10 protein-coding genes are annotated in these 13,864 nt (G+C 63.0%); 8 read left to right on the top strand and 2 right to left on the bottom strand.

The genetic code is table 11. The features are described 5' to 3' along the window. The 8 genes from VJ464_11055 to VJ464_11090 all read left to right on the top strand — a co-directional run. Nucleotides 1–837, top strand: an 837-nt coding sequence (locus VJ464_11055; protein ID HKQ05662.1) for a C25 family cysteine peptidase, incomplete at its 5' end; no start/stop codon positions are given. 250 nt (nt 838–1,087) lie between these two features. Beyond that, entirely contained in the window at nt 1,088–2,050 is a 963-nt protein-coding gene (gene ispH / locus VJ464_11060; GenBank protein ID HKQ05663.1) for a 4-hydroxy-3-methylbut-2-enyl diphosphate reductase, read from the top strand. Between the two features lie 196 nt (nt 2,051–2,246). Continuing rightward, nucleotides 2,247–4,172 (top strand): squalene--hopene cyclase, encoded by a 1,926-nt coding sequence (gene shc, locus VJ464_11065; GenBank protein ID HKQ05664.1) that lies wholly within the window; start codon nt 2,247–2,249, stop codon nt 4,170–4,172. Nucleotides 4,173–4,196: 24 nt separating this feature from the next. Next, nucleotides 4,197–5,198: an adenosyl-hopene transferase HpnH gene (gene hpnH / locus VJ464_11070; protein HKQ05665.1), complete on the top strand. Its 1,002-nt coding sequence runs from the start codon at nt 4,197–4,199 to the stop codon at nt 5,196–5,198. A gap of 24 nt (nt 5,199–5,222) precedes the next feature. Then, a complete protein-coding gene (locus tag VJ464_11075; GenBank protein ID HKQ05666.1) occupies nt 5,223–6,473 on the top strand; it encodes a hypothetical protein in 1,251 nt (416 codons plus the stop codon). Nucleotides 6,474–6,522: 49 nt separating this feature from the next. Then, the gene (gene hpnA, locus VJ464_11080) at nt 6,523–7,515 is read left to right on the top strand and encodes a hopanoid-associated sugar epimerase (protein HKQ05667.1); all 993 of its coding nucleotides are present in this window, start codon (nt 6,523–6,525) and stop codon (nt 7,513–7,515) included. Further along, nucleotides 7,496–8,224: a hypothetical protein gene (locus VJ464_11085; protein ID HKQ05668.1), complete on the top strand. Its 729-nt coding sequence runs from the start codon at nt 7,496–7,498 to the stop codon at nt 8,222–8,224. The genes hpnA and VJ464_11085 overlap by 20 nt, the downstream gene beginning before the upstream one ends. A 66-nt stretch (nt 8,225–8,290) precedes the next feature. Beyond that, complete coding sequence (locus VJ464_11090) at nt 8,291–9,697, top strand: APC family permease (GenBank protein HKQ05669.1); 1,407 nt, start codon at nt 8,291–8,293, stop codon at nt 9,695–9,697. A 6-nt stretch (nt 9,698–9,703) separates the two neighbouring features. Here the strand turns inward: VJ464_11090 and VJ464_11095 are convergent, their stop codons facing one another. Continuing rightward, nucleotides 9,704–11,188: an NADH:flavin oxidoreductase gene (locus VJ464_11095; protein HKQ05670.1), complete on the bottom strand. Its 1,485-nt coding sequence runs from the start codon at nt 11,186–11,188 to the stop codon at nt 9,704–9,706. Nucleotides 11,189–11,335: 147 nt separating this feature from the next. Then, nucleotides 11,336–13,810, bottom strand: a complete 2,475-nt coding sequence (locus tag VJ464_11100) for an ABC transporter permease (protein HKQ05671.1) — start codon at nt 13,808–13,810, stop codon at nt 11,336–11,338. Nucleotides 13,811–13,864: the final 54 nt, after the last annotated feature.

Consider the following 13,864-nt stretch of genomic DNA (forward strand, 5'->3'; position numbering starts at 1 on the left):
CCGCGGTGGGTGCTGCTGGTGGGAGATGCGAGCTATGACGGGAAGAACTATCTGGGGTTGGGCGAGAACGATCTGGTGCCGACGAAGGTGATGTGGACGAACACGTTCGAGACGGCGACGGATGACTGGCTGGGGGATGTCGATGGGGATGGGCTGGCGGATGTAGCGGTGGGGCGGCTGCCGGTGCGGACGCTTCAGCAGGCGCAAGCGATGGTTGACAAGATCATCAGCTATGAACAAGGGATGCCAACCAGCGGCGTTCTGTTAGTCGCAGACCTGGCGGCAGAGTATGACTTTGAGGTCGCAAGTCAGGCGGTCGAACTGTCGCTGCCGGCGGAAACTCCGGTGCAAGAGGTTTTCCGCAGCCGCATGGATGACGTGACGGCGAACCGCGCGATCATCGATGCGATCAATCGCGGGCCGAAGCTGGTCAACTATGCCGGGCACGGCTCGGCAAGCGTCTGGCGCGGCAACCTGCTGACGAATGACAGCGTCGGGCTGCTGACGAATCAACAGGCGCTGCCGGTGGTCGTCTCGATGACCTGCTTAAACGGCTTGTTCAATGACCCGCGCAGCAACAGCCTCGGCGAAAGCCTCTTGCTGTCAGAGCGCGGCGGCGCGATTGCCGTCTGGGCTTCGTCGGCGCAGACGGTTGCCGGGGCACAGGAGTTAGTGGATCAAGAAATGATTCGGCAACTCTTCAGCGCCAGTGCCGCCAAAACCGATCAGCGCTTGACGATAGGCGAAGCCATCATGCGCGCCAAGGCTATCGCGCAGGACGAAGCGGTCATCAAGAGCTGGACACTGCTTGGTGACCCGCTGCTGCGGCTGCGCTAAGCAAAAGACGACGCGGGGACGCGGCGAGGGAAAGACAGAGAGACTGACTGCTTGTCTTCCTTTCTCCGCGTCGCCGCGTCGCCGTGCCGCCGCGTCTCCGCGTCGCCGTGCCGCCGCGTCCCTCCTACACGGCGCGGCAAACTGGCAGTCATCCCGCCCGGTTGCTATAATCCCGCTGTTAAACGTAATGGCGACTTCATCGTTGTCTTCCGGCCCCAGGTCGGCAGCTTGTTTATCGAAGGATTATCGCATGGCGATTAAGAAAGTAGTGCTGGCAAAACCGCGCGGATTCTGCGCCGGCGTGGTGCGCGCCATTGACATCGTCGAGCGCGCGCTCGATTTCTTCCCTCCGCCGATTTATGTCTTCCATGAAATCGTTCACAACCGCTACGTCGTTGATAACTTGAGCAAACGCGCGGTGGTCTTTGTTGACAGCCTCGAAGAAGTGCCCAACGGCGCGGTCTGCGTCTTCAGCGCGCACGGCGTCGCGCCGGCGATGGTGCAATTGGCCGAAGACAAAAACCTGCGCATCATTGACGCCACCTGCCCGCTGGTGACCAAGGTGCATCTGGAAGCCATCCGCTTTGCGCGTGACGGCTACTCGCTGGTGCTGATCGGCCACCCCGGCCACGAAGAGGTCGAAGGCACCATGGGCGAAGCGCCCATGCAACTGGTCAGCTCGGTCGCCGATGTCGAGCGGCTTGAGGTCGCGAACCCCGACCGCGTGATCTACATCACGCAGACGACGCTGTCGCTGGATGACGTGGCAGAGATCGTCCAGGCGCTCAAGCGCAAATTCCCCAGGCTGCAATCGCCGCCCAAGGACGACATTTGCTACGCGACCCAGAACCGCCAGAACGCCGTCAAGGAGATGGCCGCGCGGGTTGATGTGCTGCTGGTCGTCGGCTCGCAGAACAGCTCGAACTCGCAGCGCCTGCGCGAAGTCGCGGTCGTCGGCGGCACCCCGGCTTACCTGGTAAATGACGAGACCGAGATCAATCCCGCCTGGCTTGCGGACGCCGAAATCGTCGGCGTGACCGCCGGCGCGTCGGCCCCGGAAGAGCTGGTCATTCGCGTGCTGGAGCACCTGCGCGGCCTCGGCGCCAGCGACTATGAAGAACAGTCGGGCGGCGATGAGAACGTCCATTTCGCTCTGCCGCAAGAAGTCTTGCACCCGGAACGGCTGCTGGTGCAGCTTGACGGCGCGCGGTAAATCCGGCGCGGCGCGGCGCGCGTAAAATCACCGTCGCGTGACGCCGGATGGCCGTTTAATGCTGGCCGGTTGGCAATGGCCAAGCCACCGCCTGTTATAGTATTCTTTCCCGGTTAACACGTACCCCTGATCCAAATCTGAAATGACGAACGTTGGGCAAGCTAGGGAATTGGACTTTGAAAGGATTGGTAGCCCCATGTCAAGACAGTATCAAGTAAAAACGGCGCTGGCTGATCGCAGCCTGGAACCCGACGTGCGCCGCGCGATCAAGTGGGCACAACAATATTTCTTGCAGATACAGAACACGGACGGCCACTGGTGCGGCGAGCTTGAAGGCGACACGATTCTCGAATCCGAGTACATCCTGACGATGCACTTCATTGGCCGCATGGATTCCGAACGAGTGCGCAAAGCCGCCAACTATATTCGCCAGAAACAACTGCCCACGGGCGGCTGGGGCATCTACGAAGGCGGCCCTGCCGAAGTCAGCGCCTCTGCAAAAGCCTACTTCGTTTTGAAGCTGCTGGGCGATTCGCCTGACGCGCCGCACATGCGGCGGGCGCGCGAAGTGATTCGCCGGCTCGGCGGTCTGGATGCCACTAACAGCTTCACGCGCATCTATCTGGCCATCTTCGGTCAGTACCCCTGGGAGCGCTGCCCGGCGGTGCCGCCGGAAATTATTCTGCTGCCGCTGTCGGCGCCGATCAACCTTTATGAAATGTCTTCGTGGTCGCGCGGCATCGTCGTGCCGCTGGCCATCATCTGGGCCATGAAGCCTTCGTGCGCCGTGCCCGAAAGCGCCAACATCAGCGAGCTGATGCTCGACAACCCGCCGACGACCAACGCGCGGCGCGGCTTCTGGAAGACCTTCTTCAAGACGACCGACGCGACCTTGAAGCTGATCGAGCGGCGCGGCTGGCAGCCGTCGCGGGACAAGGCGCTGAAGGCATGCGAGCAGTGGATGCTCGACCACTTTGAAAAGAGCGACGGCATCGGCGCCATCTTCCCGCCCATCATCAACTCGATCATCGCCCTGCGCTGCCTCGGCTACAAGAATGATCATCCGGTGACCGCCGGGCAGATTCGCGAGCTTGAGAAGCTGGAAATCGAAGAGGGCGACACGCTGCGGGTTGCGCCCTGCTATTCGCCTGTGTGGGATACGGCGCTGGCCCTAAACGCCATGATCGAATCGGGCATGCCCGCCGATCATCCCGACGTCGTCAAAGCCGCCGAGTGGATGCTTGCGAAAGAGGTCAAAGAGGTCGGCGACTGGAAGGTGAAGAACCCCGAAGGCGAGCCGGGCGGCTGGTACTTTGAATACGCCAACGAATTCTACCCGGACATAGACGACACCTTTCAGGTGTTGACGAGCTTGAGCAAAGTCCGCTTCCCCGACGCCGGGCGCGAGCGCCGCAAGCAACAAGCGATGGAGCGCGCCTTGAAGTGGCTGCTCACCATGCAGAACAAAGATGGCGGCTGGGCGTCGTTTGACAAGGATTGCGACGAGCAGTTCTTGACGCAGATTCCCTTCGCCGACCATAACGCCATGATCGATCCTTCGACGGCGGACATCACCGGCCGCGGCCTTGAGACGCTGGCCAACCTCGGCTTTAAGATCGATCACCCGGTCGTGCAGCGGGCGATGGCTTATCTGGCGAAAGAGCAGGAGCGCGACGGCACCTGGTTCGGTCGCTGGGGCGTGAATTACATCTACGGCACGTGGCTGGCGCTGACCGGCTTGCAAGCCATCGGCGAAGATATGTGGGAGCCGCGCTATCAGGCCGCCGGCGCATGGTTGCGCTCGATTCAGAACGAGGATGGCGGCTGGGGCGAATCGCCGAATACCTACGACGATTCATCGCTAAAGGGGCAGGGCGCGAGCACGCCGTCGCAGACCGCCTGGGCGCTGATGGGATTGATGGCGACCGGCGACGACAGCGACGGGCTGCACCGCGGCGTCGAATACTTGCTCAGAGCGCAGCGCCAGGACGGCTCGTGGCAGGACGCGCACTGGACCGGCACAGGCTTCCCGACGGTCTTCTACCTGCGCTACCATCTCTACGCGGTCTACTTCCCGCTGCTGGCGCTCGGCATGTACGCCAGACGATATTTTCGGGGCTAGCTTTAAACTCTATAGGTGACAGTGATGCGATTTCCGTTACACATTACGACCGACGCGATACGCCATCAGATCAAGCAAGGCGCACGGGGCAACAAACGTTACCCGATGGTGCTGATGCTTGAGCCGCTCTACACCTGCAACCTCGCCTGCATCGGCTGCGCCATCGAGCGCCACACCGGCAAGCTCGAAGACCGCATGGCGCTCGACGACTGCCTCAAAGCCGTTGACGAGTCGCAAGCGCCCATTGTGTCGCTGTGCGGCGGCGAGCCGACCATCTACCCTGAGTTGAAGCAACTGGTCGAAGGCATCATCGAGCGCAAGCGCCACATCTATCTTTGCACCAACGCGCTGCTCTTAGACACCAAAGTCTTTGGCAAGATTGCGCCGCACAAGCGGCTGACGCTCAACGTTCACCTCGACGGCATGAAAGCGACGCATGATATGGTCTGCGACCGCAAAGGTGTCTTTGACAAAGCCATCGAGATGATCAAGCAGGCCAAGGCGCTCGGCTATCACGTGACGACCAACACGACGGTCTTCCGCGAAACCGAGATGCAGGAGATGGAAGAGCTATGCGAGCTGATGACCGATCTCGGCGTTGACGGCATGATGATCTCGCCGGGCTATCACTACGAATCGGTTGATACGGACATCTTTCTCTCGCGGCAAGAGATTCAGACGAAGTTCAAACACGTCCTTGAGCTATCGAAGCGGTACCGTCTAATGAGCACGCCGATGTACCTGGAATTTACTGCCGGCATGCGCGACTACAAATGCTCGCCGTGGAGCACGGTGACGCGCACGCCGCGCGGCTGGAAGGGGCCCTGCTATTTGATCGGCGTTAAGTATTACCCGACCTGGGACGAGTTCTGGAACAGCGTCGACTGGCCGTACTGGGAATCGCGCGAAGACCGGCTCTGCCAGAACTGCATGATGCACAGCGGATTTGAGGCGTCGGCGATGTTCGAGCTGCGCCGCAGTCCGCGCGACCTGGTGCGCATGGCGGTGTGGAACCTGGCCGGTTGAGCCGCGGCGAAAGGCGGCATACGGATGAGTGCCCGTCTGCGCACAATTGCAATTTGTCTCCTGTTCTTTGGCGGTATCACTTACACCTACCCGCGTCCGCGGTCGCAGCCCGACCCGGACGCATGGGTGGGGACAAAAGTTGATGCGCTCGTCCGCGCCGCACGCGCCGCCTACGATAGCGACGACGCCCTGCCGGCTTATGAAAAACTGCTCAACTCGATTGCCGCGACTATCCGCCGCCGCAAGCTCGCCCAGGACGCAGGCTTCATCAGCCGCTATCGCGAATTTGTCGAATACATTGAAACCGCCGCTCTCGATCAACAGCCCGGCCATGAGCTTGGCTTTGTCGTGCCCGACCGGCAGTACTTCGCCGAGACGCGCCAGTACGTGCAAGTCCCCGACCTGCTGATGGCGCAAAGCTTCTTGCGCGCCGTGAGCCGCTACGAGACGCTTGAGCAGGCCAAGTCATTTCTGCGGCGGCTCAACGCCACCAGAGAGCCCGCCGAGCGGCTCATCTTCTTCAGTTACACATCACGGCATCTGGGGACGCCCGACAACGATGACAGTTTCAGGCGGCTGCTGATCGTCGTGCCGGGAAACGCGGCGGCGGGCGTGCCGGAGAAATGGGTGCAATTCGGTGTCACCGACCCGAAGGCGCGCCCGCGCATTCGCAATCTCTCGGTCATCTCGGCGGTCGCGCATGCGGATGGCACCTTCGATACCTACTTCAAAGACTATTACAGAATCTATCGCCGCGATGGCTCGATCACGATCAAAGGCCGTTGGGAGCTGGGCTATGGCGATGACAACTGCGCGAGCTGCCACAAGAGCGGCGTCCTGCCGATCTTCCCGCAGGCGGGCAGCGTGACGGCAGACGAGCAGCCGGCAGTGCTGGCCGTCAACCGGCGATTTAGAAGTTACGGCTCGCCGCGATTTGCCGGCTATCTTGATGGGCGAAAGCTTGGCCCCGGACTCGGCGCGGCGTCAGGGCTGAGTCGCCAACAGCGCTTCGGCGAAGCCATTGCCCACACTGCCGCGGGGCAGGCGATGAGCTGTGCCGCTTGCCATCAACCGGAGGGTCTCGGCGCGCTCAACTGGCCGATGGATCAGGCCGTCATCCGTTCGTACGTCACAGGCGGCCAGATGCCCTTCGCCAGCCCGCTCCGCGCCCCGGAGCGCCAACAACTATATGACCAGCTCATCCAGGAATACTTCGCCACGGACGCTGCCAATCCGGGCATCCTGAAGTCGTGGCTGCTGGGCAGGCTGAGATGATGAAGGGCGTAAGCCTTTGGCGATTGGCGACTCAAGTGAACGAACGCGAATGAAGGCACTGGTCACTGGCGGAACAGGGTTTGTCGGCTCGCATCTCGTGCGGCGCTTGCTGGCGCGCAATGCGGAGGTGCGCTGCCTGGTGCGCGCCGCGAGCCGCCTGGATAACCTCAAAGACTTGCCGGTCGAATTCGCTACCGGCGACCTCCGCGATGTGGAGTCGATCAAGCAGGCGGTGCGCGGCGTGAGCGTCGTCTATCACTGCGCCGCTGATTACCGGCTGTGGTGCGCTGACCCGCGCGAGATGTACGAGAGCAACGTCAACGGCTCGCGCCATGTCATGCAGGCGGCCTTTGACGAAGGCATTGAGCGCGTCGTCTATACCAGCACCGTCGGCGCGCTTGGGCTCAACGACAACGGCACGCCCGCCAGCGAAGAAACGCCGGTGGCGCTCGAAGACATGATCGGTCACTACAAACGCAGCAAGTTTCTCGCGGAAGAAGAAGTCCGAGGTTGGGCGGCGCGCGGTCTGCCCGTGGTCATCGTCAATCCTTCGACGCCCGTCGGTGAGCTCGACATCAAGCCGACGCCAACGGGTAAGATCATCGTTGACTTTCTCAAAGGCAAAATGTTCGGCTACGTTGACACCGGCATGAACCTGATTGACGTGCGCGATTGCGCCGAGGGTCACATCCTGGCCGCCGGGCGCGGGCGCGTCGGTGAGCGTTACATTCTCGGCGGCACCAACCTGACGCTGAAAGAGATGTTCGATGCGCTCGCCGCTGTGACCGATATGCCGTCGCCACGAATGCAGGTGCCGCACTGGGTCGCTGAAAGTTATGCGCGGCTGGAAAACTTCTGGGCCATCAACGTCGCCCGCCGCGCCCCGGACGTGCCCATTGAAAGCGTCAAGATGTCACGCCACCGCATGTGGTTCGATTCTTCAAAGGCGGTGCGCGAGCTGGGCTTGCCGCAAAGCCCGATTGCCGATGCGCTCAAGCGCGCGGTTGATTGGTTCAAAGAACATGGCTACGTCACGCGCTGAAGGGGGAAGCCAAATTAGCGGTGCGACCGAGAGCCGCCCGCCGGTGCTGGTCGTCGCGGCGCTCAAGCGCGAGATGGCGGTTATCGCGCGCGACCGCCTGAGCGAGCTTGCATTGCTCGACACCGGCGAAGGGCCGCGCAACGCCGAACGCGCGTTGCGCGCCTGGCTCAGCGCGCAGCGGGCGCGCGCCGTCATCAACGTCGGCCTCGGCGGCGCGCTCTCGCCATCGTTGCAGGCGGGCGACTTGATGATTGCCCATGAAGTGCGCGGGCCTGATCGCCGGGTTGATGCCAGCCGCTCGCCGCTTTTTCAAACCGCCGCACACCTGGGCAATGTTCGCATCGGCACCGCCGTCACGGTTGACGAGATTGTCTGCAAAGCGACGGGCAAGCGGCGACTGGCTGAAGCCTTCGCGGTGAGCGAAGTCGCATGGGTTGATATGGAATCGCTGGCGGTTGCCGCCGTGTGCGATGAATTACAGATGCCTTACTTGATCGTCCGCGCCATAAGCGACACGTTTGACGAAGACCTGCCGGTTGACTTCAACCGTTGCCGCGGCCGCGACGGGCGCGTCAGCCCTCGCCGAGTCATTCAGGCGGCGCTCGTAAAGCCGCGGGCTTTCAAAGGGCTGATGAGGTTGAACCGCCGCGCCGACCTCTGCGCCGGCAACCTTGCCGGTTTTATTCGTCAACTATTGCCGTTGCTGTAGCCCGCGGGGCGCTCGTCGTGTATAATCGCGCCCGGTTTACACAACTCTTTTCCTCGGCGGTCTCATTTGCAATCAACATCGGATGGACTAAGCTCTGCGCCGGCCGGGCCACGCGGGCGCTTGCTGCGCATCCTGGGCGTCGGCTTCGGCCTCGCCGTCATCATCGGCAACACCATTGGCGCGGGCATCCTGCGAACGCCCGGCGAAGTCGCCGGCCACCTGCCGACGACCTGGCTCTTTCTGAGCGTCTGGATTGTCGGCGGCCTCTACGCGCTGTTGGGAGCGATCTCGATAGCCGAGCTTGGCACCATGCTGCCGAAGTCCGGCGGCCAGTATGTCTTCGCGCAGCATACGTTCGGCGATTATGTGGGATTCGTTGTCGGCTGGAGCGATTGGATTTCGACTTGCGGCACGAGCGCGGCCATCTCGGTAGTCATTGCCGAATACCTCGGCGTGTTGTTTCCGCTGCTCGCCGGTCGCACGGTTGCCATCGCGCTTGCCATCGTCGTGGCGTTCGCGGTGCTGCAATGGCGCGGCGTGCGCTGGGGCAGCCATGTTCAGAATGTGACGAGCCTGCTCAAGGCGCTGGCCTTCATCGCGCTCGTCGTCGCTTGCTTTGCGCTCGGCGGCAATAGCGTCGCGCCCGCGCCTGAGCAAAGCGCCACCGCCCCGGCCAGTGAATCGCTTTTTCTTGCCTTCGTCCTGGCGCTGCAAGCGGTGATCTATACCTACGACGGCTGGACGGGCATTATCTATTTCTCCGAAGAAGTGCGCGACCCGGCGCGTGACGTGCCGCGTGCGTTGTTCGGCGGCGTGCTGGCAATCATCGCCATTTACATGCTGGTGAATCTCGCGCTTCTCTACGTCTTGCCCATCCCCGCCTTCGCCGGCGCTGACCTCGCGGTCGGCTCAGCCGCCACGGCCATCTTCGGGCAGTATGGCGATACGGTGATCCGCGCGCTGACCATCCTCTCGATGTTGAGCGCCATCAATGCCTGCCAGTTGATGGCCTCGCGCGTCATCTTCGCCATGAGCCGCGACGGGCTGGTGTCGAGCCGAATCGTCCGTGTCAATCAGGGCGGCACACCGACGCTCGCGCTGCTGGCCGGCACCGCGGTCGCCGGGCTGTTTATCATCGGCGGCAGCTTTGAAAACGCGCGGCAAATCTTTGAGCGCATCATCTCGGTGCTGGCCATCTTTTTCGTTGTCAGCTATGCCGTCTCGTTTGCGGCGGTCTTCGCGTTGCGCCGGCGCGAGCCCGAGCGCGAGCGGCCTTACAAAGCATGGGGCTACCCGGTGACGACGGCCATCTCGCTGGTCGGCTCGCTGGCTTTCTTAGCCAGCTCGGCAGCGACCGACATCAGCCGCGCCGCAAGCTGGCGGGCTTTTCTTAGCTCGACGACTTTCTACAGCATCATCTTGCTGGCGGCGAGCTATCCGGCTTATCGCGGTCTGAAACGCCTGGCAAGCTGACGGCGATCATTCTTCGGGGGCATCCTGCCAGCGCGGCGCAAGCAGGCGGCGGCGTCCGTCGTCGCTCAGCGCCGCGCCCGGCTCGCCCGTTTGTAACCTGTCCCACAATTTGCACGTCACCTGCTTGTGCATCTGGTCCAGCCCTTCGCAGTAGTTGGTAAACTCGCAGCGGCGCACCTCGTCGCCGCGCCCTAGCTTGATTTTCAAGAACCAGTCCGGGTCGGCCAACGACTGCCGCGCCGCGGCGATAATATCGGCCTCGCCGTTTTCCAGAATCTGTTCGGCCTGCTCAAAGGTCGCGATGCCGCCCGACGTGACGATGGGCGTGCGGCAGCCGGCGGCGCGCACGGCATGTCTGATCGTTGCAGCCAGCGGGACGTTGCGACCGAACGGGCCGCGCACATCTGACCACACCGTCGGCATGCACTCGTAGCCGCTCGGCCCCGTGTAAGGGTAGACCGCGTGACCGACCTTCGGCTGCCGGGCGTCATCGAACTTGCCGCCCTTCGAAACCGAAAGGTAATCAAAGCCACAGCGCGCGAACTCTGTGCCGAAGTAGACCGCATCCTCAAGATGACTGCCGCCGTGAATCACTTCATCGCCGAGAAAGCGCACGCCGACACAATAATCCGCCCCGACTCGCTCGCGCACCGCGCCGTAGACTTCGAGCGGCAAGCGCACGCGGTTTTCGCGCCGCCCGCCGTAGCCGTCCGGGCGCGTGTTGGTGGCGCTCAGAAACGACGCCATCGTGTAAGCGTGCGCGTAATGTAGCTCGACGCCATCAAAGCCGGCTTCGCGGGCGCGTGTGGCGGCGGCGGCAAAGATATCGGGCAGCACATCGGGCAGCTCGCGGATGTGCGGCAAATCCATGTCGGTGACGCGCTCGCGGTAACCATAGCGCAACGATTCCAGCTCGCGCTCGTCGAGAACCCGCTCGATCAACTCGCCGGGCGCATCGGTGAGCAGGCGGCGAATCGCGGATTCGTCAGCGGCGAGCCAGTGCGTATCGCCGGTCACTTCCGCAAGCGCATCCCGATGATGGTCTGTCACGGCGAGGAAGCGGGCGAAGAATTTTTCTTTTTGCGGGCGGCGCTTGACGGCGAGGAAATCGATGATCTGGATGAACAGGCGTGTGTGGCCGTGGCTGGCGCGGCGCACGGTTTCGACCAGCTCGCGCAGGCCGGGAATGAAGCGGTCATGGCCGATCCTGAGCAGCGGGCCGCTGGCGATGTCGCGGATGCCTGTGGCTTCGACGACAATCGCCCCCGGTTGTCCCTCGGCAAAGCGCCTGTACCAGGCGAGGACGTTGGCGGTCACCAGTCCGTCTTCGGTCGCGCGCCAAGGCACCATCGCCGGGACCCAGGTGCGGCTTTCGAGCCGGACGCTGCCGACCGTGATGGGCGAGAACAGGCGCGCCCGTGCTGCCTCTTCAGCCGTCGGCCAGCGCGCTCCGAGCAGTGCATGACGAATCGGTTTTCCTTGACGCCACATCCTGCATTGAATGTACCACGCGGTGAAGGAGGCAGGAAGCAGGAGGCAGGAAGCAGTCAAAAGCAAAGCGTATTGCCCGAACATTGTCATCCATACGAAGGCAGCCATCCGAATTACCTGCCTCCTGCTTCCTGCCTCCTGCCTCCTTCATTCGTGCCGGAGCGCGATCATCGGGTCAACCCGCGTGGCGCGGCGCGCAGGGATGTAGCTGGCCAGCAAGGCCACCGCGATCAGCGCCGCCGAGGCAACAATGAAAGCCGGCGGGTCGGTGGCGCTCACGCCGTAAAGCAGGCTCGACATCAGCCGCGTTAAGCCGAGCGCGGCCACGAGGCCAACCGCCGCGCCGATTAAGGCGAGCTTCAATCCTTGTTTGACGACCATGCGGACGATCTCCCTGTAATCGGCTCCCAGAGCCATACGGATGCCGATCTCGCGGGTGCGCGCGGTCACCGAATGCGCGATGACGCCATACAGGCCAACGCCTGCGAGCGCCAGCGCCAGCCCTCCGAACAAGCCGATCAGGCTGGCGGCCATGCGCTGCTGCCAGAGCGTCGTCGCGACCTGCTCGGTCATCGTCTTGACCGCAAAGAGCGGCAGGTCTTTGGCGACGCGGGCGACGGCATTGCGAATCGTTTCGGTCATCGCCGCTGGCTCGCCGGCCGTCTGGATGACCAGCGTCGTCCGCCCATCGTAAGCCTGTAGCACAGGCAGGTACAGAATCGGCGGCGCGTCGGCAAGCAGTGTGCGGTGCCTAGTATTGCCGACGAGGCCAACGATTTCAAGAGGCGGGCGGCGCGGCTCATTGAAGAAAGGCGCGGCGATGCGCTTGCCGAGGGGACTTTCTCCGGGCCAGAGTTTTTCGGCGAGCGCCTGATTGACGATGGCGACGGCGGGCGCCCCGACGCGGTCGGCTTCGCTGAAATCGCGGCCTTGAAGCACGGGGATGTTCAGCGTGCTGAAGTAGCGCGGCGCGATACGGTTGGCGTCGGTCCGCATGCCGATCTCTTCGCTGCCGCGCAAAGCTTCCGGCGGCGGCTCCTGGCCTTCATAAAAGATCGCCATGCGGTCGCTCCAATCATTGGGCGGCACCGTCTTGGCAAAGCTCGCGGTGACCACGCCGGGCGTTGCGTCGAGCTGTTTGATGAGCTGCTCATAGAAGGCGCAGCCGGCCTCGGCGTTATATCCCTGTATGCTGAGATCGAGCGACATCAATAACCGATGATCGGTGTCGAAGCCCCTGTCTATGGCGACGATCTGCTGCATGGTGCGCACCGCCAGGGCCGCGCCGATCAAGAGGACGACCGAGAAGCCGACCTGGAAAGCGACAAGTGCGCTCTGCACGCGCGACTTATGAAAGCCGCCGGCGGGCGCGCCATCTTTCAGCGACGTCACCAGGTCAGGCTTTGAAGCTTGCAGCGCCGGCGCGAGCGCGAAGAGAATGCCGGTCAGCAGCGACAGGGCGAGCGTGAACCCCATCACTTTGAGGTCCATCTCGATGGCCAGCCCGCGCAAGCCATATGCCGGTTGTTGGAACGCGAGAATCACATCGGCCAGCCAGCGCGCCAGCAACAACCCGCACCCCCCGGCGAGCAGCGACAGCATCACGCCTTCGGTCAGCAGTTGCCTGACCAGGCGGCTGCGATTGGCTCCCAGAGCCAATCTGACGGCGATCTCGCGCCGCCGCGAAGTGGCACGCACCATCAGCAGGCTGGCGACGTTGCCGCAGGCGATCAGCAGCAGGAGCGCGACGGCGGCAAACAGCAATCCGAGGAAGCGGCGGAAATCCTCGCGGTCCGAAGCCGTCAGCCCCAGCCCTGCGATCAGCGCCGCGCCGCGCGTCTTGTTGGTTTCAGGATAAGCCTGCGCGAGCTGACCGGCGATGGTCGCAATCTCTGCCTGCGCCTGTTCGAGCGTGACCCCGCCCTTCAGCCTGCCGAAGATGGCGATCCAGCCGGCGCTGCGGTCTCGAAGAACGCCGGCAGACATTCGCGGGATGGCTTGCGGCTGCATGGCCATCGGCAGCCAGACATCGAACGACATGCCGGTTACCGTGCCGCTGAACTCTTCACGGGCGACGCCGACGACCGTGAAGTCATGGCCGTTGAGCTTGATGGTCTGTCCGACGGCCGACGGGTCAGAGCCGAAAGCGCGCCGCCACAGGCCGTGACTGATGACGGCGACCGGGTGCGCGCCTTCGGCCTCGTCATCTTCCGATTGCAGCAAGCGGCCCAGCGCCGGACGCGCCCCCAGCACCGAAAAGTAATTGCCGGTGACGACATCGCCGCGCAGTCGCTCGGTGGTGTTGCCGGCGAAGCTCAACGGCGTGCCGACGTGCGCCGCCAGCCCCGAAAAGGTGTCACTCTGGTTGCGATAGTCGAGATAGTCCGGGTAGCCGAAGCTGTCATACGCGCGGCCTCCCTGAAGGCGCTCGAAGGCGACGAGCTGATCGGACGCTTCGACCCCGGCAAGCGGTCGCAGCAGCACGGCGTTGACCAGGCTGAAGATCGCCGTATTCGCGCCGATGCCTAAGGCGAGCGCGATGACGGCCAGCGCCGTCCAGGCGGGGCTCTTTACGAGCAGCCGCGCCGCATAGCGTATGTCTTGCCAGAGAGCTTCCATCATTCACCTCTGTCTGCTCGCTCACGTCGTCCTGATGATTTATTGATTAGACGCAGG

The organism is Blastocatellia bacterium (assembly GCA_035275065.1).
In the GTDB taxonomy this organism is placed as follows: domain Bacteria; phylum Acidobacteriota; class Blastocatellia; order UBA7656; family UBA7656; genus DATENM01.